Source organism: Entomomonas sp. E7T21, assembly GCF_058693955.1.
The window spans coordinates 1,717,689-1,741,056 of the sequence record NZ_CP191672.1; the positions used below are offsets into that span (position 1 = coordinate 1,717,689).

The 23,368-nt window shown below is 33.4% G+C and carries 15 protein-coding genes; 8 read left to right on the plus strand and 7 right to left on the minus strand.

From position 1 onward, the window contains the following. Nucleotides 1-11 precede the first annotated feature (11 nt). The 3 genes from ACQVD9_RS08390 to ACQVD9_RS08400 all read right to left on the minus strand — a co-directional run bounded on the left by ACQVD9_RS08390 (nucleotide 12) and on the right by ACQVD9_RS08400 (nucleotide 4,178). Nucleotides 12-674 carry a hypothetical protein gene (locus ACQVD9_RS08390; protein WP_264745596.1) on the minus strand — a complete coding sequence of 221 codons (663 nt, stop codon included), beginning with the start codon at nucleotides 672-674 and terminating at the stop codon, nucleotides 12-14. A gap of 69 nt (nucleotides 675-743) precedes the next feature. Next, a complete protein-coding gene (locus ACQVD9_RS08395) occupies nucleotides 744-1,664 on the minus strand; it encodes a hypothetical protein (RefSeq protein WP_264745597.1) in 921 nt (306 codons plus the stop codon). 3 nt (nucleotides 1,665-1,667) lie between these two features. Next, nucleotides 1,668-4,178, minus strand: a complete 2,511-nt coding sequence (locus ACQVD9_RS08400; protein WP_492088755.1) for a type VI secretion system Vgr family protein — start codon at nucleotides 4,176-4,178, stop codon at nucleotides 1,668-1,670. 127 nt (nucleotides 4,179-4,305) lie between these two features. Between ACQVD9_RS08400 and ACQVD9_RS08405 the strand changes: the two genes are divergently transcribed. Both ACQVD9_RS08405 and ACQVD9_RS08410 read left to right on the plus strand, forming a co-directional pair. After that, nucleotides 4,306-4,866 carry a hypothetical protein gene (locus ACQVD9_RS08405; RefSeq protein ID WP_264745599.1) on the plus strand — a complete coding sequence of 187 codons (561 nt, stop codon included), beginning with the start codon at nucleotides 4,306-4,308 and terminating at the stop codon, nucleotides 4,864-4,866. A gap of 11 nt (nucleotides 4,867-4,877) precedes the next feature. Continuing rightward, complete coding sequence (locus tag ACQVD9_RS08410) at nucleotides 4,878-5,075, plus strand: hypothetical protein (protein ID WP_264745600.1); 198 nt, start codon at nucleotides 4,878-4,880, stop codon at nucleotides 5,073-5,075. A 34-nt stretch (nucleotides 5,076-5,109) separates the two neighbouring features. Here the strand turns inward: ACQVD9_RS08410 and ACQVD9_RS08415 are convergent, their stop codons facing one another. After that, nucleotides 5,110-5,340, minus strand: a complete 231-nt coding sequence (locus ACQVD9_RS08415; RefSeq protein WP_264745601.1) for a thermonuclease family protein — start codon at nucleotides 5,338-5,340, stop codon at nucleotides 5,110-5,112. Nucleotides 5,341-5,667: 327 nt separating this feature from the next. On the opposite strand from ACQVD9_RS08415, the gene ACQVD9_RS08420 reads away from it, so the two are divergent. The 6 genes from ACQVD9_RS08420 (at nucleotide 5,668) to ACQVD9_RS08445 (ending at nucleotide 17,852) form a co-directional block, all read left to right on the plus strand. After that, complete coding sequence (locus ACQVD9_RS08420) at nucleotides 5,668-8,832, plus strand: WGR domain-containing protein (RefSeq protein ID WP_264745602.1); 3,165 nt, start codon at nucleotides 5,668-5,670, stop codon at nucleotides 8,830-8,832. Then, complete coding sequence (locus ACQVD9_RS08425; RefSeq protein WP_264745603.1) at nucleotides 8,832-10,184, plus strand: SWIM zinc finger family protein; 1,353 nt, start codon at nucleotides 8,832-8,834, stop codon at nucleotides 10,182-10,184. Before ACQVD9_RS08420 ends, ACQVD9_RS08425 begins: the two co-directional genes overlap by 1 nt. A 122-nt stretch (nucleotides 10,185-10,306) precedes the next feature. Continuing rightward, nucleotides 10,307-11,395: a WD40 repeat domain-containing protein gene (locus ACQVD9_RS08430; protein WP_264745604.1), complete on the plus strand. Its 1,089-nt coding sequence runs from the start codon at nucleotides 10,307-10,309 to the stop codon at nucleotides 11,393-11,395. 1,040 nt (nucleotides 11,396-12,435) lie between these two features. Continuing rightward, nucleotides 12,436-12,669, plus strand: coding sequence for a hypothetical protein (locus ACQVD9_RS08435; RefSeq protein WP_264745605.1), 234 nt, complete (start codon nucleotides 12,436-12,438; stop codon nucleotides 12,667-12,669). A gap of 698 nt (nucleotides 12,670-13,367) precedes the next feature. Then, nucleotides 13,368-17,018 carry an autotransporter outer membrane beta-barrel domain-containing protein gene (locus tag ACQVD9_RS08440; RefSeq protein WP_264745606.1) on the plus strand — a complete coding sequence of 1,217 codons (3,651 nt, stop codon included), beginning with the start codon at nucleotides 13,368-13,370 and terminating at the stop codon, nucleotides 17,016-17,018. Nucleotides 17,019-17,111: 93 nt separating this feature from the next. Further along, nucleotides 17,112-17,852 carry a class I SAM-dependent methyltransferase gene (locus ACQVD9_RS08445; protein WP_264745607.1) on the plus strand — a complete coding sequence of 247 codons (741 nt, stop codon included), beginning with the start codon at nucleotides 17,112-17,114 and terminating at the stop codon, nucleotides 17,850-17,852. A gap of 113 nt (nucleotides 17,853-17,965) precedes the next feature. Here ACQVD9_RS08445 and ACQVD9_RS08450 read toward each other — a convergent pair whose 3' ends face one another. The 3 genes from ACQVD9_RS08450 to ACQVD9_RS08460 form a co-directional block, all read right to left on the minus strand. Continuing rightward, nucleotides 17,966-18,184, minus strand: a complete 219-nt coding sequence (locus ACQVD9_RS08450) for a hypothetical protein (RefSeq protein WP_264745608.1) — start codon at nucleotides 18,182-18,184, stop codon at nucleotides 17,966-17,968. A gap of 160 nt (nucleotides 18,185-18,344) precedes the next feature. Further along, a complete protein-coding gene (locus ACQVD9_RS08455; RefSeq protein WP_264745609.1) occupies nucleotides 18,345-18,770 on the minus strand; it encodes a hypothetical protein in 426 nt (141 codons plus the stop codon). Between the two features lie 453 nt (nucleotides 18,771-19,223). After that, nucleotides 19,224-23,354 carry an RHS repeat-associated core domain-containing protein gene (locus ACQVD9_RS08460; RefSeq protein WP_264745610.1) on the minus strand — a complete coding sequence of 1,377 codons (4,131 nt, stop codon included), beginning with the start codon at nucleotides 23,352-23,354 and terminating at the stop codon, nucleotides 19,224-19,226. Between the last annotated feature and the right edge of the window lie 14 nt (nucleotides 23,355-23,368).

A 23,368-nucleotide genomic window follows, 5' to 3' on the forward strand; every position in this document is an offset into this window, starting at 1 on the left:
AAACCTTAAACTTAGTTTGAATTGAGGAATATAGGTTTTTCTTTATCATAATATTCTAGGATTTCCTTTAATTCTTCAGGTGGTAAGCCCATTTTCTTTAAGTCATCGGGAAAAATGCCATAGGTCTTTTTTTGGTTTAACGGTTTGGATTTGAAGTAATCTACAGTTTCCTTAGTGATAGAGTCTCTTTTAAACTCTTGTTTATCAGCAGGAAAATTATTAAAAAATCTTGCTTTATAGGTTTCTTTTTCGTCATCTGATATTTCTGGATGTTGCTCGAAAAACTCTTCTAATGTGATGCCTTTATTAGTTTCAAAACCACTATTTTCATTTTTATAACGTGTCGTAGCAAAGTGTTTTAAATAGATTTGGTTATCCTTTACTAAAATGTGTAAATCATTAATTCGATCACTCATGCTGCCATTAAGAGGTTTAAATAGATTTTCAAATTGCATCATTCCAACTTGATCACCATAAGAGAAATAAACTTCATAGAAATCAGCTTCGTTTTTTACTTTATACTGTTTATTATCTTTTAATAAAGTTTGAGTTTTAGAATCTGTATAAGCAGGGTAATTTTTACCCATCTGAATAGTGCGAATATTAATTGTTATTTTTTCGACAAGTTGCTTATCACCAATCACATTAAAGCTAGGTTCTGAATTTTCATTCATAAAATCACATCCATTAAGAAAGATTAGAGTAATTGCTAAAATAATAAATTTGTTAATCTGTTTCATAAGTTAGTTGATACTAGGTTGTCTGTGATCGTTAAAAAATCCTTGGTGCGTAGTCATTGCGATATTTCCTTTTACGAAGCATCTCATAGGGTTAGCTTTAGGATATTGATTCTTTTCTAAATCTTTGTCTGATAAAAAGAAATAGCCAGTCAATTTAGAAGAAAACTTCATTGCATCCCAACCTTTACCGCCATCACACCCTACCATATATGTATGTCCTATATCAAACGCATAGGGTACTTGTATCTCAGAAGCTCTGATAACATTAGAAACTCTGTAAGTTGGATAAAATGATGGATAAGATGCTGTGGATTGTCCCCAAATAGCTACACCTTCACAATTATCTAAAGTTGCTAGTCTTTTAGCAAAACCATTATTCGCATCTGTTCCAGAGTTACATCCATAAAAGACATAACGTCCTCCTACTTTTACCCAATTATAGTCAATGCTATCCCAACCATCTTTGATAGCCATTTGATGAGGAAATACATCATTGTTTGGTGGAGTTACTTTTGTAAGATAAGTTATTGGACCATCTAATCCACAATGAGAAAAGACGCCAATTTCTAAGGTTTCTACTTTTTCTTTACCACCATACTTTTCTGTCCAATTTTTTATAATGGGTCCTATTTCGTGAACAGCATAAATAGGTATAGAGTGTATTTTATGGATTTTTTCATCATACCAGGTGGCTTTCTTTATATTCTGTAGTCTAGTTTGTGCAGACTCTGAAAACCAAGCCTTATCTTTATATCTTGGAATAGGTATATTGTCTTTTTCTGCTACCCAAAAAAGCAGTATAAGCTTCAATTTTTTTGAATTATTTCTAGAAATATTAACAACAACATTATTAACTCCATTTTTTATGGAGGATACTGTTGTTTGAGCGCTTGATACTTTTCCTTTTTGATTGTCTTTTTGCATTGTTTAAACTTCCTTTTCAATACATAGATGTACATCAACAATTTCGTTTGTAGCCGAATAAAATATTCTAGTACAACCTTCTTTGTCTGTGAGACCTTCTAGGCTAGTACCATCTTCAAAATAAGCGATATATTCTGTACTTGCATAAGGTTTTTGTTCATCATCCAAAAATTGAAAACGAACATTATTTTTTTGTTCTATCTCAGGATTAGTCAACATTGTTTCTTCTGTATCTTGATTATCGTCTAATATAAGATGAACATCTACATCATCAGCCTCCCCACTATAAAAAACTTTGGTGTATCCATCTTTATCAGTGACACCTTGAGTTGTATTACCATCAGGTAAATAAGCAATGTATGGTGTATTAGCATAAGGTTTCTGCATATTATCTTTAAATTGAAATCTAAGATTATTAGAGTTCTGAACATAAGGCAGTAATGAAACAGGGGGAGCCGATACCATTTCTACAGCTTTGGTTTTATTTAACGGAGCTAAAGGTACAGCAGGGGAACCTTCCATAGGTACACCCCCTGTCCACTGTGGGGTAGTCATCCATATACCTGCTGGATTTAATACTATATGTTGACCACCTGCTTTTAGTGTTAAGGATAAGCCACCATCAATGACACACTGCATACCCGCTTTCAGGTGAATTTCCTGACCTGCTTCAGTCGTTAATATCGTCCCAATCGTGGTATGTTCTGTTTGTTCTACCGTCTTATAATCATTCATTAGAATCTGTGTTTTACGATCTAATTGAGTTAAATGATGTTCTTCACTTTCATTCTTGGTATAACGATTCTTTTTAATCGTTTCGCTATGTTCATTATTTACTTGAAGGTGTGAGTTATTATTAACTTGTACAGTGTGGTTATTTTTAGTCAGCTGATCAAAATCTTTCTGAGCTTGCACAAAGATTTGTTCTTCACCAGCTTTATCTTCTATCCTAAATTCATTAGAACCAACACCACCTTGAGACGAACTGGTTTTAAATACCGATCGGGTTTTGTGAGCAGGTAACTCATAAGGGACTTTATTCACGCCATTATGTAGTGCTCCCACCACAATAGGAAAATCAGGGTCTCCTTCCTCATACTCCACTAAAACCTCCATGCCCACACGAGGTATGATAACGCTGCCATATCCCTTATGCGCCCAGTTAGAAGCGACCCTTACCCAATGAGACGAGTGTTCATCATAATTGCCTTCTCTGTCCCAATGGCACTGAATTTTAACTCGACCATATTCATCGCAATAAATCTCCTCACCTGCTGCACCCGTCACAATCGCTGTTTGAGTGCCTAATACTTTAGGTTTTGGATAAAGTTTAGCAGGGCGGTAAGGTACATCACGCGGAGAAAGCACCATGACATTACGATAGCCTTGTGAAAAATCTTCCAAAGGAAATTGTAATGATTCTGAAGCAGGGTAGTTAAAGTACTTATCTAATTGACTGGCTGAAGTATTATTAGCTGTACCTACATCACCAAAGGCTTCTAAAACGCTAGGTTGCTTACCTGCATGACGGATCTCACGAATTAGCCAGGGCTGTTCAGTATCTTTTAGGGGATGATCAACAATAGAAATAAATAACCCTGCATGTAAACCAATCACATCGCCATAGGCTTCGGCTAATACCTGAGTAGCTCTTAGACGCTCTATTTCGATCTTAGCAAGCTGATCGGCTCTATTCTTATCTAAGTGTCTACTGGGATAATCATAACTCTCTAATAAGGGTTCTAAGGCTTTATTGGCTTTATCACTTAGTATACCTTGAGAGTTACCTTCAGGAGTCTTCATATTAGCAAAATTATAATTTCTAAAAGACACTTCCGTAGTACAACTGGATAAAGCTATATCAAAAGTCTTAATCACCCGTTCATTAGCAACAAACCCCGTATCACTGGCATACTTAATTGCTTGTGACAAACTAGAAAAGAATGGATTAGCATCAGCAAAGGTTAATTGATGACCCGATAACGAATGAGAAAAGAAATAAAAGATCCCTACAGATTCGGCTAAATGATTAATAAACTCATAATCTGATTGATCGTACTGCGTACAATACTCAAGGGTAGGATAAGTTTCTTTCAGCTTAAAAGAAAAATCGTGTCCTTCAGCTAACCCATATTCAGAAAGAACAACACTAATAATCTCTGGTACTGTCTTATCACGAAATACCCGTTGATTAACACGTTTCTTAAGGTGGGAGAGGGTAGGCGTAAGTACAACTTTAAACGTAGTATAATGATTACCTACAGCGGCTCGTTTGACGTTTTGAATAATGCCATGAATACCAGTGTTTTTACTGCTATCAAAGGATAAAAAAGCAGGTTTACTTAATAACTGAGTAATATCAAAACGTAAATGATCACAGACTAAAATTATCTCAACAGCATAATCACTAGAGATCGCTTCTATGCCATCAAACGATAAAACTTGCAAGTTTGCACTCGAATCAAGGCCTTGTACATCGAAATTAAAATGACTCGTGTTTGCAGGTTCAAACATAGGTACTCCTGTAATTCTTATCCTAAACTGTTGACCCATTATACTACACAAATATATTAAAAATATGTATTTAGTGTAAAAAAATGATGTATTTTATGTGTTAATTGGATGACTGAGAGGAATCAATATGAAAGTAGCTGTTATACATAAAGTAAAAGCAATAGATGATGAAACATTTAACTTTCTTGCAAAATATGAGCCTAAGTTTAGTGAAGAAAATGAAGTTCAGCGTGCTATTAATAGCTTTACAATTTTATGGATGATCTTTGAACAGTACTTTTTCGATAAAAATCCTCCACCCCACACAAGTCAATCTGATCAAATTACGAATATAGTGAAGAAATGGAGTAGTAGTAATCCATTGATAGATAATTTTTGGACTACAGAACTTCTTTATTTTAAAAATAGATATATTAAGACAAATGGTGGAACTACAGACTATTTTAGAAAATTACAACTTAGTTCTGAGTATTATAAGACATATGTTAAAAAGGTTTTATCAGGAGAGAGTAATGCTCCTAAAGATATACTTACTGCATTGTTATATATTATATTACGTTTTAGAAATAACTTGCTTCATGGTACTAAATGGCCTTCAGGAATGGATCAAAAAGAAAACTTTGATACATGTTCGAGCTTACTAAGATCATGTTTAGAACGATTTAAATATAATGCAGAAACTAATTAAGAGAAGTAATTATGGAAGATAAAGAAAAAACTTTACCTGTACTTGAAGTTATTAATTTAAAAGAGCCTGTCACAGTGCTAGATATTGTTCAGTCTGAAATAGTTTCTAAATGTCAGACATTACAACAAACTTATAATACAACACCATCAGTTATTAGTTATGTACAAGACTTGGACAAAGTACGACAAATACTTGCTGAAACCCCATAAATAATTGAAATAAATAGGGTCCATATAAGCTCGTTTATTTTTTACTCTTTCTATATTCCCAAGGAACTAGGGTTTTTTGAGACCATAGACCAACTTTATTATGTTTGGCTATAGCCTGTTCTTTATCATAGCCGCCATTTTTCTTAGCAAATGGATAATACCAAGCCATCCCTTGTTGAATCATATTTAAGTTAATATTAGTTAACCTTATACAACTTCCAATATGAGGGGAATCAGGGCAATTAGAGGGAATATGAATGTACATAGGTATTTCTGTAATTTTTATTCTAAGGTTTTGATCTTTTTTACTATATAACTGTATTAAAAATAGGTATTTAGTGTAAAAAAATGGTATGTGTTATGTGTTAAAAATTCTTATCAATTTTTCTTGTGATCCCTTCCTTATAGATTATAATTCAGGGGTAAGCTATTTTATCTTGATTTTGTAGAGTATTTATCCCTTGTTAATGTTTTTGCTACAGCTTTTCTTCATTCGCTTCTTAGAAGCAGTTCCATTTTTATCTAGCTCAATGAATAAAATAGATATATTTAAACTTGACTCATGAGCATATAGGTTGCTAAAAAAATTATTATGATTAAACAATTAAAATACATGGAAGGTAGTTCCAGCAAGTTTTGGAACATTGAGACGAAAGCAGATAGTTTTACTGTAACCTATGGAAAAATAGGAACTCAAGGTGTTTCTAAAACAAAGCAGTTTGCTAGTGAGGCACTGTGTTTAAAAGAAGCAGAAAAGTTGATTGCTGAAAAAATTAAAAAAGGCTATTCAGAATCTGGGGAAGTAACTTTAGTAGAAACTACAAATCAGACTATAGAGAATAAAAAACAGGTAGTTGATAAAAAGGAAGTTATTAGGTTATATGATCAAATTTTAGAAACCGATAATCTGCTAGGTTTATTAGATTTTTTACAAACCTATAGTAAAGGCCATGTAACTGAGCTTAAAAAGCATCTAAAAAAAGCCAGAAAGTATTGGTTGGACGTTATTCAGTTAGAGCCTGTTTCAGCACAACCTAGAAAATTATTTGATACATCGCTTGAAAGTAGGTGGGGAACAAGAGGTAATGAAGTTACTGAAAAAATTCTTTATTTAACGGCCTTAGCGTTGTTAGATGCTTCGGAAGCCAAATCATGGGAACTCATGATGGATTATCTAGCTAACCATAATGATCCAGATACATTATCTGTTTTACAATGGCGTAAACCTCAGTGGTTGAATGATTATTTGTTAGATATACGTAAGAGAAATCCATGGGCGACAGCCCCGCTTAATTATCGTAAATTGCGATCATTAGAGGATAAGGGGTTAATACAGTATCAACCAGAACTATTTGCACTCACTGTGGCCGAGTATTATGGTTGGAGTACGAATATAAAGAGACATATGAAGTATATTGATTGGTTGTTATCAGATCAATATGCGTTAAGCCGTGATATTCCGTTATTGTTTATTTATGAAACTAAGATGCAGGCTAGCGTTTTCTGTTCAAAAGACAGTGATGATGATAGGGAGTACACTATTGCTTTTATTTATAAATATGATGAGAAGTATTTTAGTTTTTGGCAGTATGTATTTAATTATATGCTGAATAAACAACTGATTGAGCGAATAGTTTTTTTTGAACAAACCTTATTAATCCAAAATAAAAATTGGGATGGGACATTAAAAACCTTTATACGACAACAAATTAAACTACATGAAATAACAGTAGAAGAAACATTAACACTACAAGAGATTTTATTTAGTTTATTAAGGTCTGACCAAAGTGCGGTAATTAATTTTACAGTTGATTTATTAAAACCAGTGTTATGGGAAAAAGGCTTTAAGTTAAGCGCGTTTTTAGATGAACTACCAGCGGTAATGATGCGTGATGACTGTAAGGGAAGCATCAAAACTTTAATAATAGAACTCGATAAGTTAGCTAAAAAAGATCAAAGTCAACATCATATTTTATGCTTGTTGGTGGCTGATGTTTTTGTTATCCCACAGCTTGCTCTGCAAGAAAGAGCCGCTAAATTTATTATAAAATATGGCGATGTAAAAAACACTGCACTTGTTGAAAAAATTCAACTGTATCGGGAGCAGTTATTAGGTACATTAAAAATGCAATTGGCTGATTATTTAGTTTCTTTAGCATCGGCAATACCTGATGATATTTCGTCGCGTGATGTGTGCCACTATCAATATCAAATACCTTATGTGCAGTGTTTACAGCCAGATAATACAATTGCTTTGCCCACTAGTTGGGATGAGATACTTTATTTATTTGGCCATTTTATTCAGTCAACCGACCCTATTGATTCAGAGTTATTAATATATACTTTACTGTGTTGTCGTCACCTTTTTCCAGAGGATGCTGATAAACAACTTAAACCTTATATCAAGCAGCTTGGTAATATCCAAGGTATGCTTTATTTTCGTCACATTTTTGGGATGTGTTTTGCTTCACTCTTGGAGGACCCTACTAAAGATTTTACTAATATTTATTGTATGGGATCAGCTCATATTATACTTAATCAAATGGAATATGTACGTCGTGGTATTAACAAAGAATACTGCTTACCACTGTTATCTTTACCAACACATCAACCCTACTGGATTGATCCGAAAGTATTAGTGGAGCGGTTAATTGCCTATGAAAAACAACAACCCATTGATAAGATAGATTTAAGTATTGCTATTAGTAGAATGGTTCGAGAAAACACTCAAGAAGCATTAATCTTAGCAGAGCAACTTAGTGCAGAACTTGCTTTATTAATACGTTTTTGCCTAGCTGATAGTTCAGCTATTAAGCAGAGAAAGTCCGTAGATTTATTGACTGAAATAGTTAATAGAAAAGAAATACAGCTAATGGAAGGCGTTTGGGCTACCGCTGCTAGAACTTTTTATCCTGAGCACATTTTTGATGTATTTAATAATGGTGCATTATCAGCTATACCTTTTGTTCAAGAACCTTGGCAACCAAACTTTAACTTAATTAAAGAAGCTAGTGGCTATTTTCAGGGAGAGATAACAGATGAAGTTATTAGATTAGTTTTTAAACTGCCTGCTTATCAAAAAGCTGTGGATAGTTTTTTGTATGCGATAGGCTATGATGGTGAATTTCATCAAGATAGAACCTATACTGATTTAGGTAGTCCTGGTGATGTACGTTACTATTGTAGCCTAATGCCTCAATATCAAGAATCTATTGCATTATTTATTATGAGATATAATGGTGAAAAAGCTGACTATAATGGCTATACCTTAAGAGAGTTTTTAGAAGCATCTTTTAATTTAACAGTTATTTATCGTAGTAATGGATTATGGGTATTGGCTTGTGGATTATTAAAGAAGCAAAAAGAAGTTCGCTTATTGGCTATTGAGTTAGTTATTCAATCTATTCAAGAGCAACGCCTTCCATTAGAGGAGCTAACGAAACGGTTAGTGATGCTTATTCGAGGTGGCTATGCCCCATTAGGACGTTTAGTAGAAGCATTAACTGCACTTAAAGATATTTCTGCTTTGCATAATAGTGCGTTGTTGCAATGGCTTGAAATCATATTTAAGAGAATGGCAAAGAAAGCAGAGCTTCCGAATAATTTTAAAAAACTATTAGAACTATATTTTGATCTACTAGTACGCTTACAGACTTCACCCAGTGATGAATTATTGCCTATTTTAAAACAATGGCAAGAGCATAAGTCACTCAGTAGCTTACTCAAAAAAATTAGCCAGTTAAATGGGACGGTATAATGATTACTGATACTCATATAAATTACCCTACACCGTCACGCATTAGTTATAGTGATAACCAAACAGATATTGCCTTGTCCCACCAAGCCGAGCTGCCAGAGATAGACAGAATACCGAGCTTTTTTAAAGGTTATTTAATTGATCCAGCCACTACAGCAAAATGCTTAATGTTACTTTCTAAAGTAGTTAGGACTAGCTTTTTACCTATAGCACCGAGTTTGAGAGATCCCATTGTATCTGCGGGTAGCGATCAATTAAGATTTGAAGCTTTTTCTTCCTGTAATGGTGTTTATGCGCGCTTAGATTTATTGGAGTCAGCCGTGGAAGGGCATTTTGTTGCAGAGGGTACCACCAATGTTGATTTTAATGATCCCATTTTAAATGCGTTAAGCCGTATTCAAAAAAATGAAAAAGTCGCTTTAGGTATCGGTCGTGATGAAGTAACTTTAGAAACAGGACAAGAGCAGGTGACTGAGAAAAAAGTAAAACTGCCTGTCCGCTGGATTAAAGGGTTGACGACCGTACAGCTCAGTTTGGCTGAAATGAAACCAGTTTTTGTGCTAAATAAACTACAGAGTATGCAGTTGTTACAAGCTTTGCCCAAGGGACAAGTGAAGGGGGAGTTTTATATTATTAACCGTGCCAATAAATTTGTCTTTACTCCCATTGCCTCTGCACAGGGAATACGTATTGGAGGCATACAACGTTTACAACTATTGGCAACATTACTACCTTTTTGTGATGAGTTAAGGATTTTTCAAAGTAATGATGACGCTCAAAGTGCTTGTTTTGTTGCTGACTTAGGGTGTATGCGCTTTACTTTGGCTTACTCGCCTGATTTATACCGTGGCTTTTCTGGTGAGGGAAAGGTATTAGATAGTCTAATAAATGATCCTTTGTTAGAAAGCGCTGATATTTTAGATTGGCTTGAGCAAGCTCATACCTTATTAAGTCCAAATCAAGCGTTTATCCCCAGTTTATTAGAACCTATCAAATTACCACTAGATAATCCTGATGGCTTAACTCAATCGTTATCAAGCATGGGATTATTAGGTTACGACTTGTATCAAGAACAGCATTATTTCCGTCGATTACCTTTTAAAATGGAAAATATTTTAGCCTTTAATCCTCGTTTAAAAAACGCTAAGCAATTAGTTGACGATAATCACGTTACCTTTATTAGCAAAGAGCCAGATAAAGTGATAGCAGAAGTTAGGCATAATGAATTAAGTTATCGAGTAACAATTGATCAATCAGCAGAACGCTGTACCTGCCTATGGTATTCCAAATATCAGGGGAAAAGAGGGGTGTGCAAACACGTTTTAGCTGTAAAAATGCTTTCTAATAGATAGGTGTGGATGGGATAGTAGGCTATATGAAAATGCTTACTAGACAGATAAGTTGGATAGTACGCAATTTTATTCTTTAGAAAAAGATTTATAAATTAAAAAGTGGTTATATAAGGGAAGCTAAGATGAGTAAAAAAGAGTTAGAGCGTAAAATTAAAGAACAAGGAGGCATATTATTAAATCACAAAAGAAGTACTCATTTAGCTGTTACCCGCAATGGACTTTTTTTTGCATTAGTTATTGACAATACGGATGTTGTTGTCTGGGATGTATTAACACAAAAGCAAATTTTTCTTTATAAAAATGTGGAGTGTAAAAAAAAGGAAGAGTTTATATATAGTATTGCCTTAACAGATGATGGTAAAAAACTAGCAGTTTATTATTCAGTAGAGGTTGATTATGAGGGATTCGGTTTTGCACAAGCTGAAATACTGATTATGAGCACAGCAACGGGTGATATTTTACAAACTATAGTGTGTCCTTTCTTTAGTACAAACAGTATTGCTTTTGACGAAACGGGGAGTTTCTTATTTGTTGCAAAAGAAGCATATCAACTTTTCTTTGATGAAAAATTAGAACAATGGCTAAAAACTCAACAGACTCCTTGGTTAGGAAATAGTGGGTTAGCTATATGGGATATTGAAACAGCACAATTACTGCATTGGTATGAGGCTCCCAAAGGTTTTGATGTCAGAAGTATGACTACAGCACAAACAACAGATACCGTATTATTAACTTTTAATGCCCCAGGAAACTATTTTTCTGAACTGCAGGATATTTTATTTTACTGGACAACTAATGGTCCTATTACGCTTACCACAGATCTCAGATATTGTGTTAGTTCTTTATCTCCTGATGGTGAAAAAATCTATTTAGTTGGGCGAAGAAACCGTCAGTGTATTTTTCAATTATTGGATAAAAGTGGTAATGTCTTAACAGAAAGAAATACATTAGAAGACCGTTCTACTCTTTTATGTGACTCCTATTGGCATTATGAGGGCAATAAAATTATTATGTTCTTTTGTGGCGGTGAGGTGTATGTGATTGATGCTAAAACATTAGAAGTTATAGAAACAATTCAATGTGGAGGTTTAGAAGAAAATTTTATCTACTTTACACCCCACAATTGGACAATTATCGCTGCAGAATATAATTTACTTTTGCCTACAGATCGAATGCATCTACTAGAAACGTTGATGCCAGATGAATTCTAATATCGTTCATCAGGCTTTTTATAAGGGAAATATAGAAGTGAGGCTGATTTAAAGAACAGTAAACGTGGACAGAGAGTAGAGAAATATTTAAATGAACGTGGATTTGCTATTCTTGTTGCAATAGATAAAATTGCTAAACAGCATGAAGTAATACCTATGGAGATAGTATTAGCTTGGTTAATAGCAAAAAAAGCAGTGACAGTACTATTTAGTGCTACTAGTATTGAATAAGTGAAACTGTTTGTTAAAGCCGTCAGTCTTGTATTGACTGATGATAATAGTATGAGCTTAAATACGATCAAGTAGTTAAGAATATGATTTTTATTATGTTTTAATGTTATTAAATTTTAATGCTATCTATATGTTTAGTGTAATAAAAGTTAATTAAGGAAACTCGCAGAAATGCAAATATTTATTTGTATATTAATAAATAGCCAATTATAACAATAATTTTTCTACCCAATTTTAAGGCTGATACGTTGTTTATATTACAAAAGTAATAAGCACTAGGTCTTTTAGGTAAAAAATAACAAATGACTTCGCAGATTAAGTGTCGGTTAATCATTGAGTCCCTTGTTCGGGTTCAGTATAGCTCAGTCAATAGAGCAGCTGGCTTTTAACAGTTGATCATAGGCACAATCCTATATGACCAAACATATAAGAGAAGGATTATAGAAAAAGCTATAAGCCATTTATTGTGACTCAATCTGAAAGAGTATCATGATCAATTATTTTGGAAACATCATTTGGAAATAAAGTTAGCTTATCATAATCATTAAGTACTTGATAATGATCTAATGAAATACCAATAACAGTATAATTAGAGGTTTTTTAAAATATGAGTTTTTTAAATGCTTAGTGGTTATCAAATTTGATTAAGACTGTAGTCTATTAGCTAAAATTATTTATAAGTGTTGATGGGTGTATCTTTGTAAATAAGACCAAGGTATTGATTTATAAATATTATTATTCACATAGAATGCCGTTGACTCTATTTGGAGTCGAAATGAAATAAATTTAATATTTAAAAGGATATAGTAATGAAAAAATTACTTTTAATCATGGTAGTGGGATTATTATCAACACAAGTTTCTGCATATCAATATGGTTCACAAGGTGGATACTCACCTATCAAAGTTGTTTTGGTGAGTGAAACTCAAGGCCATTATGGTAAGAAATTCTGCAATTATCAAAAATTTAAATTTGATTATTTAATTGCACAATTTACTAAAGTAGTTCCTAGTAATATGGCATGTCCAGTTATTAAGAACTAATTAACAGTAAAAAAAGAGGTCGCATTTTGTGGCCTCTTTGTAGGCACAATATCTTGTTCAAAGCAAAATAAATAATCGTCTAAAATCTTTTGTTGTATATCTTTTACTTAATAAATTCCTTTTAATGTCTTGCTTAAGGATACAGAGACATTACAAACAGTCATAATATGATTATTATCACCCAAATAGACAGCATGAGTATAAGCTTGACTTAAAGCTATTATGGAGATAATAGTGCTGAATACACATAGAATTCAGCCCAATATTTTTTTTGTAAAAACATGACTTCTACCATGTAATAGTTCCTATCAAATAGAGAGTATAAGTTAATTAAAATCTGTCTGTATGGCAGGGAAATAACATTACAGAATATACAAATATCAATTATAGATAAGAAAAATAAAGATGCTTATTATTAATTAAGTGGTTCTACTAATTAGCTTTATCATAATTTTTGGAAAAATCATCTTTTAACTTAAAGCTAAACGCTATACTTTGTTGAAAAGTTTTAGAAAATGCTATTTAAGATGATGAATAGTTTATGAATAAGTAAAGAATATTTTTGTATTAGCAATAAGTCTTATGTGATACTTAATTTGAAGATTAATGTTCGTTAACTAGTTGAAATAGTTATATTCCTCCCTGTTTTTCTGATGTTTTCTTTGTGTTCATTAAATTCCATTTTTGGTTGTTATGTTATGCAAAAGTATAGTTTTTTTATATCTGGTTTGTTTTTAGCTACATCTTCTGTTGCAATTTATGCAGCCCCACCAACTATTACAGTGAGTGATGATAACTCTACGGTTACGTATAAGGGTGGAACCGTTAATGGAGCGCTTGTCCAAGATGGTAATATTAAAAAACTAGTAGTTCAGGGAACTGAAGTTGTTAATGGCAGTACCTCTCTAAGTAAAGGTGCTGTTATCAGTCTAGGTGGGGTCAATGGTGCAGATAGGTACAATAATAATTATGGCAATCTTGAAGTAGAGGTTGATAAAAATACGTCTATTACCGCTACTGCATCTTCTAATATTGTAGGTATTTATGTAAGGACGGATACAGCCGATTCTTTAGCCAAAGTGACATCAGGCGCTACTATAAAGCTAACTAATACATCATCTTTCCCTCAAGGCGTATGGGTAGAAAACAAAGGTGGTAGTGGTCAGATTGATTTAACACAAGATAGTGATATTACACTGACGGGAAACGGTGCGATAGGGGTTGGTATTTCTGCAAAAGATAACGCTAAAATAATTAATCAAGGAAATGTTACATTAAATGGTGATTATGGGGTAGTTATTAGTGCAACAGCAGCAACTGCATATGTTGAGTCTTCAGGCAATATTACAACGAATGGATTAAGTAATACGGGTATCAGTGTTAATGCAACAGGTGCTGATGGTGTTGAAGCGCCTATCATTAGAGCATCAGGTCAAATTACCATAGGAAAAGATACAGCGGGTGCTATTGTCAACGGTGCTAGTGGATCTAAAGGTATTTCTTTATCAACTACCAATAAAAATGGTGGAACGGTCACTTATAATGATCAACAAAATAGTATCCGTATTAATTCAGGCTCAAACTCAGCCTATCCTACATCATTATCAGCTGGGATCTATAGTATTAATACTGGGGGAGGCCGTAACTATATCAATGCCATTATGAAGAGTATTGATGTGTTTGGTGATAACAGTGCTGCCATTATTGCTGATGCCAAAGGTGGTGATACAGGTAATATTCAAGTAAAAGCAACAGGTGATATTAATATCGCTGGTGGTAATACAGTTGGCATTAAAACAACTAATAGTAATACAAAAGGAGATGCTATCATTGATTATGCCGGTAATATGACTATCACTGGCTCGAGCACTCCTAGCTTGTCATCAAATATAGGCATAGACTCCACCACAACAGCCGCTACCTCTATGATTAATGTAAAGGGAAATATCAATATTTATTCAAATAGTGCAATAGGTGTTTCTTCGGCTGTGACTGATAGCGGTGCGGCCACTATTAATTTTGGAAATGTGAATAATGTTCAACGTTCTTCATTAAATATAGAGTCGTTAGGTAGTTCAGATAGTAACAAGTTAATTGGCTTACTGACCCAATCTAATGGGCAAGCAAATACTTCATTTATTCAAGTAAACTATGCTGATACATTGAAAGTATCTGGCGAGGGTGAAACCACTACTATTTCAGCTAATGGAGCAAAGAGTAGTTCTGTTATAGTGAGTGTCTCTCAAACTAATGCTATCTCAGCTACTTCTACAAAAGGTGATGCCACCGCTATTTCTGCACAAGCAACAGGTTATGGTAATGGTGCGGCTACTGTGATGGTTATGAATAGCTCTGAGGTTAAAGCTAGCTCAACACAAGGTAAGGCGACGGCCATTAATCTTGTATCTGCTGATAGTGGCGGAACATCAGCAACAATTATGAATACAAAATTAGTAAGGGCTGATTCAACAGATGGCATAGCTATTAAGGCAGTGAGTGCTTCAGGTGATAATACTGTTTCACTAATGGGCGATACTACTATACAGGGGGGGAGAGGTAGTAATGGTGCAGGTATTAATTTGACCAGTTCAACAGGTAATATAGCTGTTAATAACCTTGGAGGCACCATTACTTCTGATAATGACCTTGCGGTGATTACTAATGGTGATGCTACCAGAAACTCTACTGATATTTTAAATACAGGCAAAATTATAGGTTATGTTACGTTAAACGGTGGTAACGTGACGGTTAATAATGAGCAAGGTGGCTTATTTTCTTTACAAGATTTTGGTGCAGATGGTAACAGTAAAGGAATATCAACCTCAACGATAGGTACTGATGGTAAAGGTGTATTTAATAATAGAGGTACTGTTGCATTTGGTGATAAAAACTTTATAGGTAGCAATATCGATACAGCAAGCCATGCAGTTATTGAGGTAGGTACTTTTAATAATGCAGGTATTATAGACTTAACTACTAATAGTTCAGCTAGAGCTAATACAGCTGTACATAGTAATTATATTGGTAACACACTGACTATTAATGGTAATTATGTTTCTGATGGTGGTGAGCTGATTGTTAATACATTAATAGGTAAGGATGATAGTGTTGATGGTAAAAGTGATCAATTGATTATTAATGGTGATGTTTCGACGGGTGCAGGTGGTGCAACGTTGGTGACTATACGTCCGACACAAGATAGCATTAATGCGCTTATTACTAACCCTGATCATGGTATTAAGATTGTTGAAGTGAATGGTATCAGTTCAAATGATGCTTTTGTATTGAATAGTCCTGTATTAGCAGGAAGATATGAGTATATTTTAAGTCAACCTGAAGATGATCTTACTAATTATAATTGGTATTTAAGTAATAAGGCTAAAGCAGGTTGGGATGCAAGCTCTTATAACCTAAACCCATCGATAGGCGCTTATCTAAGCAATCAAACGGTGGCTACAGAAATGTTTAAGATGTCACTTTTTGACAGATTGATTGCAACTAAGGGTGCGAGTGATGATGCTGAACAACAATTCTTATGGTTTCGTACTAAGATGACTCATGAGGGGTATCGTAGTGCCAGCAATGCCTTAAGTAATCGCTCTCGTACTTATATGGCGCAGATGGGGGGTGACCTCGCTGTGTTAAAGTTAAATTCAGGTTATTTACATTTAGGTGTGATGGCGGGTTACGGCGATCATAAAAATACCAGTACCTCTAGAAATACCCGTACTAAAGCGGAAGGTAATGTAAAAGGTTATAACGTGGGCGGTTATGCTACCTATTTTGCCAATAGAGATACCCAAACAGGCTTATATATTGATACGTGGACTGAAATGAACTGGTTCCGTAATAAGGTTGAGGGCAAGGGACAGCTTGGAACTCATCATTATAATAGTAATGTTTGGAGTAGCTCTGTTGAAGCAGGGTATGGTATTTCTATTGCCAATAATAACCAATATGAATGGTTAATTACGCCACAACAACAGTTTATTTATAATTTATATGATGCAGATAATCAACGTGATAAAAATGGTTTAATTGTTACTGCTAATAAAGCCAGTGGTTTAGTTAGTCGTACTGGTATACGCTTACATGGTCGCGGTACCCAAAAATCTATGTTGGAACCCTTTTTAGAAGCGAATTGGATCAACTCAACGGCTAAGAATCAATTAAAGTTTAATGGTGAGAATGAGCGTGATGGGCTACCTCGTAACCGTTATGAGGCTAAGATAGGTGTACAGGGAAATATCAATAATAGATGGAGTCTGTCTGGGGAAGTAGGTGGTGTATGGGGAGAAAATAGGTATAAGTCTTATCAAACTCAGATTAATGTAAATTATCACTTCTAATAGAACTGCTGTTAATCTTTTATTAGTAAGAGCATGATGTGATGAAGTTAGATGTATATTGATTATTAATATTATTGAGGGTGGCTAAAAATTATGACGCAGATTGACTGTCAACTAAACCCCATGGCTATTTATGCAGAAGGTGTTGACTCTTCAGATTATATAGATTCTGTCGCTCCTCTGATTATTCAGACATTGGTTAATATTGGGGACTTGCTTGATGTAGGAGCAGGGGGTGGTCAATTGGGTTCATCATTACAGGCTCAAAATAATCATTGGGTTGCTATAGAGCCAGACCCGTATATGTGTGATCGTTTACATTCCTATCCAAATTGTACACGTGTTATTCCCACTGGTTGGAAAGAAGTACATAATCTATCTAGCCAGTCTTTTGATACCGTGTTGGCTGCAAATATGATTGCACCGCAAGCAGATGCTATTAATTTTCTAGAACGTTGTCGTTCTTGGACAAGGAATGCTATTGTGTGGATAGTACCTTCACAACGTGGTCCAAAGGGGCTTTGCTTATCAGGCTGTTTACCAAATGAATGGGTACAAGAAGGTAATGAGACAGGCTATGAAAGAGTAATGTCACAATTATCAGAGTCAGACTATCCGAATCATACACTAACAGTAGATTGGACATTTACTTACATAACTAGAGATATTGATATAGTTGCAACGCATATGGCTAACCAACTTGGTTGGGATATAAATGATACCCGTAGGTTAGCTATGGGTGAACATCTATATTCAAACTCAATACAAGATGGACTAGACTTTTATCTAAAAGTACCAAAACAATCTACCATCCTTATTTGGGAAAATCAGTAAGATAGTTACAGTACTAACAAAATAGCGATTCAAGATAAAATTAAATCTTGATAAGAAACCCCTTAATTGGGGCTTCTTGGTTAGAGAATTGTTTTAAAAGGTTTTCCTAGTATTTAGGATAAACTTTGTGTTCCCCAACACTTAATACCATTATCCGTGATAATAAAAAAGTTTTCGGTAAATAATGTTGTAAGATAACCTTTAGCAACAAGATTACTAGCTGCATGGTAATGGTTAGAGTCTTTAGTTACTTCTACACATCTAAACTCTTCAATTGGATGATCTTTAGCTGTGTAAGCTTGGCCAAGTATTAATTGCTCTTCTTTAGTCATAAGCCTCCCGATAACTCATTAATTAGTAATTATTTTTTACTGTAAGTTAATACTATAAAATTTTGTTTTTATATTTCAATATTTTTAATATACCAGAATTTTTTTTAAATTTGCAAGTATTCATATAATCTTTTAGAAAATGATTAAAGTATTATTAAAGCTAGAAGGTTTTTAAATATTCAGTAATTTGGTTTTCTGAGTTATAAAAGGGTCCACTATTTTGGGATAATTTAATATCTATTGATTTAATATTTTCATTTTTTAAGCTATTTCTTGCTTGCATGCGTAATTCTTTTGGGGCTCTTTTAGGTAATAAAGACTTTCCAGCATTTAGAGATAAGCAATTTGTTTTATTTTTGTGGTCAAAAGATAAGGCTATATCTTGCCTAGAAAAAATTAAATTATCTTTAGTAACAACGGTTATTTTTGCTTTTAAACGATTTGAAAATTGCTGATTAAAGCATATTTCCAAGGGGATAATAGAGTCAGGTTTATTTACTATATTAGTACTAATAACTTCAACATTTTTGGAACAAGCCGTACAGAAAATAGGTACAGCTAAAACTAATAGATAGCGAAAAGTCATATATTCACCATTTGTAGCAACCTAAAGTGGAGGGAAATGTTAGTATAAATTCTTTATTCTAATTGATTCTTCTTTGTAAATAGTTTTTATTTTCTGACTTTTGAAAGTCATTTTAAAACTATTTTCCAGTAAATTACCAATCAAAATAACTAATACTATTTTTTAAGTAAACGTTCCTTTTAATCAGTTTTAATTCGGTTGATTAATATAACAAAAAGGTTTTATTTTTAATAATGATTTTAAGCAAATAATAGTATGAGTTTTTTAGGTTTTATAGTGAGAGTTGAGTAAATTTATTAAGTTTATCTTATTATAGGCATATTGATAGTAGAACTTAGAAAAAGAAAAAATATTAAAATATCTGTATTGTAAGTGCTAATAATTAATTTTTATAACTTATAACCCACTTTAATGCGATGAGTTATAAGTTACATATCTATATTTTATAAAATACTAATTTCCTTGTTTATTTCCGCATCCACCTCTATATATTTGCTTGCCTTTTTTAACACAAACGCATGCATTATGCTTAGGTTTGCAACCTAATCTTTGTGTTGCTAAGGTGCTAGCGGTTGACCTTGCTACATGAAAATTGGGATCATACCATGTTGCAAATTTGGCTCGTTGCTTCGGATCTTTTGGACAATTACCTGGTTTATTATCATCACATTCTGCTCTAGCTTTACAACCCCAGTCACTACCTCTTTTTTCAGGAGGAAACAAAGGGGGCATAGTATCAACTACAGGTGATGTTGAAGGTTTAGTTCTAGCACCCCCAACTGCAGCACAAAGAGTAGGGTTTTGCCTACAAGCTGCGTCTACTGTTGTTGGATATAAGCCATTATTATCAAATTTATTTAATGGATTATTTTCTACATATTCATATAGGTTAATACCTCCTTCTAATCCAATAGGATCACTTTGAATATAACGGCCTATATTAGAATTATAATCTCTGAAGTAATTATAATGTAAGCCAGATTCCTGATCAAAATACTGGCCAGGAAAACGTAAGTTCATTGTAATTTGGTTATTTGGATTAGTAACCGTTTTTCCAAAGCTTTCTGATACACTTTGCCATGTTACTTTACCATTAGAGTTTGTGGCTATTTGAGGTGTACCCAAGTGGTCACTATGTAAATAATGATATTGAGCGGTGGTTAATGAATTATTAGTAATGATATTAGCTTGCCATAATGGAGCGGTTCCCCAATCTGTATTAGGTTCCCAACCATAGGCAATTTGCATTAAACCTTGATCATTTAGCTCCGCGATTAGGCCGTTATCTGAATAGATAAAATAAGTGGTAGCGCCATTAACGGTTTTGCTAATGCGACGGCCAAAAGGATCATACTGATAACTAGCTATTTCTGTATTATCTGCATTGTTTATAGCTACTAATCTATTAGCTACATTATAAATATAATTTAGTTGTTTATTTACATTTGTTTCGCTAGCAAGATGCCCATTTTCAGTATAGGTTAAAATAGTTTTTTGCTGGTTTTCTCCCCATTCGATTAACTGGTTTTTATCATTATATAGCCAGTTACCGATCTGGTGAGTACTACCAATACGATTACCTATTTGATCATAACTGTAAGATTCAATTGGTAAACCCTTTTGTTGTAACTGTTGGGATGGTTGACTAAGTATCAATTGATCCAGTAAGTCGTATGTATAGTTTCGCTTTCCATTTTCTGTTTCAATATGTTGAATATTACCTATTAAGTCATAGGTATATCGACGGCTCATCAATACATCATTATTTTTGGTTATGACTTTGATATCTAATGGTCGTAATAAATTATCATATTGATAAGTTTGTAAGGCACTAGGAAATAGAATTTTTGTTGGTTTGCTTTGTTTATAATTAGTCCAATTAATAGTTTCTTTATTAGGTAATAGTATTTGTTTTAATAGGCCCTTTTCATATGTATAGTTTACTGTTGTATTATCAGGGTAGGTTATACTAGTTAAGGCATCATCTTCATCATAAGTGTATTTAAGAACGGATGTAACTTTGTGAATACCTATGCCATAAGTAATAGTTTCTTTTGTTTTACGACCTAAAGGATCTAGAGTATAAACAAAATGTGTATTACTATCACCACTTTGTATTATTTCAGTAAGTTGATTAATTTTATTATAAATATAAGTGATGGTTTGGCTTGGTATTGTTTGATTTTTAGCTGTAAAGATGTCCTTTATTTTACGCCCAGCTTTATCATATTGATAGGTAATAGTATTACCATCAGCATATTTTTGTTGAATAAGTTGATTTGCTGTGTCATACGTATTTTCAATAATGCTACCTAATGCATATGTTTCTTTAGTTAGATTATTATTTTTATCATAATCAAAAGTGTATATGTTGCCTTTAGCATCAAGTACTTGAGTAATATTGCCAAAAATATCCCAAGCTTGTTTGGTTTCTCCTCCTAATGGTTTTATTTGTTTTATTATATTACCTAATGCATCATATTCAAAAATTAGGCTGCTATTGTTAGGTTTTATTATATGAGTAACCTCATCTAATTTATTGTAACTAATATGACTAACTAGGCTAGTATTACTATCTAGAGTTTGACTAATCTGAGCAGGCCGATTTAACTCATCATATTTAAAGGCTTCACTATAAGTTGGATAAAATACCCTGGTTTCTAGGCCTTCTAAACCACTGCCTATGGCTCCGTACTCTATAAGTATACTATTACCTGTCGGTTCAGTTAGTTGTTTTAAATTTCCATCATTATCGTACAATTGTATAGTTTCTAGTCCAGATGGTGAAATAGTTTTTATTGGGCGAGCTAAGGTATCATAGTAATCAGTGGTGGTTTGACTTAGTTCATTAATTTGTTCAACTTTTAACCCATTACTATCAAAATTATAATTATAATTTCTTTTATAGCCTAAAGGATCAATAACTTCTGTTACTCGCCCTATGAAGTCTGTTGAGTATTTGGTTATATTATTAAGTGGATCGATAGATTGTAGAGGGTATCCTGCTAAGTTGTAATCAGTTTTCCATGTGTTATTTAGAGGATTTGTTTTACTTATAATTTGGCCTTGAATATTATATGTATAAGTATAGCTATTACCATTACCATCAGTATATTTTTTTACATTACCATATTGATCATAAGAGTAATTTAAAGTAATAGCTTTGTCGTTTTCGCCTGTAGTATTGATAGTAGTTTGGCCATAAATATCTTGAGTCCATGTAGTAACTTTTTGTTCAGGTTTACCTTGCGCTTCAACCTGTTTAATTAAATTACCTACAGGATCATATTGCCAAGTAGTTATATTACCTAGTTGGTTAATATGGCGGGTTTTTTGATCTAAATTATTATATTCAAATTGTTCAAATGAGCCATCTGGATAAATAATTTTTATAGGTTGTTTAGTTTGACTATAAGAGATGGTAGTTGTTAATCCTCTTTGATTAGTTACTTTTAAAAGATAGTCACCATCTCTAGTAAATGTTTCGGTTACTGCACCATTGACAGCAGTAGATTTCTTTTTACCTTCTTTATTAAAAGAAGTAACAGTTTTCTTGCCTAAAGGATCTATTATAGTAATAGTGTATTCTTTGTTTGTACTGTTATATTGTGTGCTATAGGCAGTAACAGCCTCAGTTTTATCAATAACTTTAGCCACACGTGATGTTTTAACTTCTTTTAGGTCTGTACGATATTTATTTTTTTTAATTACATTGGTTGGTGAAGTTTGAATAATGGCCTTACCACTTGTCATTGCTGTTTGTGGAGCAATAACACTATCAGTATATTCAATTTTTATAATACCGCCATCTGGTTCAGTTTTTTGGTTAAGTTGGCCTTTACTATCATAGCCATAGTGCCAATCATTACCAAGTACATCCGTTACCTTAACTAAAAGATTACCTTGCCAATGATAAGTAACTGTTCGGTTCTCACGATCTTTTACTTGTGTTAGGCGATCATTAGTATCATAGGTGAAGCTATAAACTAATTCTCCATGATGATCTTTTACTGCTGTACGAGCTCCTTGATTATCTAGCACAAAAGATACTTTAACATTATTAGGATTACCGTATTCTGTTATACGGCCTTTATCATCATAGTTAATCCAATTGCCTTGACGATCGTACCATTGCCAGCCTGTATCAGTTTTTTTAATATAAACTTGATCAAATCGATAGAGATTAATATCACCTGTACGTTCAAAAATGATATTGGCACGGTCTATATATTGTATGCTGTTATCAAGTGGATTATGGATAAAGCGTAAATTAGTCCATGCTGGATTAACATACCAGCGACCATTTTCCCAAGTACGATTTATTTGTATATTGCCACCTAATGCTTTAACACTTAAGTCAACAGTGCTTTCAGTATATTCTGTATTAGGTAATTTTATTTTTGCATTGGGTACATTGGTTATACTTTGTTCTGAACCATCAAAGTTAAATAATGCTTGTGCTAATACTGTTTTAGGTATGGATATAATGATCATTATAATCATTAAACCAATAGGTATTAAATAATCTGTAAATGATTTTTTTACATGTTTTCTTTTGTGTTTTTTTCGTTTAATAATTGACATAGATAATTCCTTAA

Bases quoted from the DNA above. Each gene is read 5' to 3' on its own strand.
- ACQVD9_RS08390 (WP_264745596.1), bottom strand. From the start codon at position 674: ATGAATGAAAATTCAGAACCTAGCTTTAATGTGATTGGTGATAAGCAA.
- ACQVD9_RS08395 (WP_264745597.1), bottom strand. From the start codon at position 1,664: ATGCAAAAAGACAATCAAAAAGGAAAAGTATCAAGCGCTCAAACAACA.
- ACQVD9_RS08400 (WP_492088755.1), bottom strand. From the start codon at position 4,178: ATGTTTGAACCTGCAAACACGAGTCATTTTAATTTCGATGTACAAGGC.
- ACQVD9_RS08405 (WP_264745599.1), top strand. From the start codon at position 4,306: ATGAAAGTAGCTGTTATACATAAAGTAAAAGCAATAGATGATGAAACA.
- ACQVD9_RS08410 (WP_264745600.1), top strand. From the start codon at position 4,878: ATGGAAGATAAAGAAAAAACTTTACCTGTACTTGAAGTTATTAATTTA.
- ACQVD9_RS08415 (WP_264745601.1), bottom strand. From the start codon at position 5,340: ATGTACATTCATATTCCCTCTAATTGCCCTGATTCCCCTCATATTGGA.
- ACQVD9_RS08420 (WP_264745602.1), top strand. From the start codon at position 5,668: ATGATTAAACAATTAAAATACATGGAAGGTAGTTCCAGCAAGTTTTGG.
- ACQVD9_RS08425 (WP_264745603.1), top strand. From the start codon at position 8,832: ATGATTACTGATACTCATATAAATTACCCTACACCGTCACGCATTAGT.
- ACQVD9_RS08430 (WP_264745604.1), top strand. From the start codon at position 10,307: ATGAGTAAAAAAGAGTTAGAGCGTAAAATTAAAGAACAAGGAGGCATA.
- ACQVD9_RS08435 (WP_264745605.1), top strand. From the start codon at position 12,436: ATGAAAAAATTACTTTTAATCATGGTAGTGGGATTATTATCAACACAA.
- ACQVD9_RS08440 (WP_264745606.1), top strand. From the start codon at position 13,368: ATGCAAAAGTATAGTTTTTTTATATCTGGTTTGTTTTTAGCTACATCT.
- ACQVD9_RS08445 (WP_264745607.1), top strand. From the start codon at position 17,112: ATGACGCAGATTGACTGTCAACTAAACCCCATGGCTATTTATGCAGAA.
- ACQVD9_RS08450 (WP_264745608.1), bottom strand. From the start codon at position 18,184: ATGACTAAAGAAGAGCAATTAATACTTGGCCAAGCTTACACAGCTAAA.
- ACQVD9_RS08455 (WP_264745609.1), bottom strand. From the start codon at position 18,770: ATGACTTTTCGCTATCTATTAGTTTTAGCTGTACCTATTTTCTGTACG.
- ACQVD9_RS08460 (WP_264745610.1), bottom strand. From the start codon at position 23,354: ATGTCAATTATTAAACGAAAAAAACACAAAAGAAAACATGTAAAAAAA.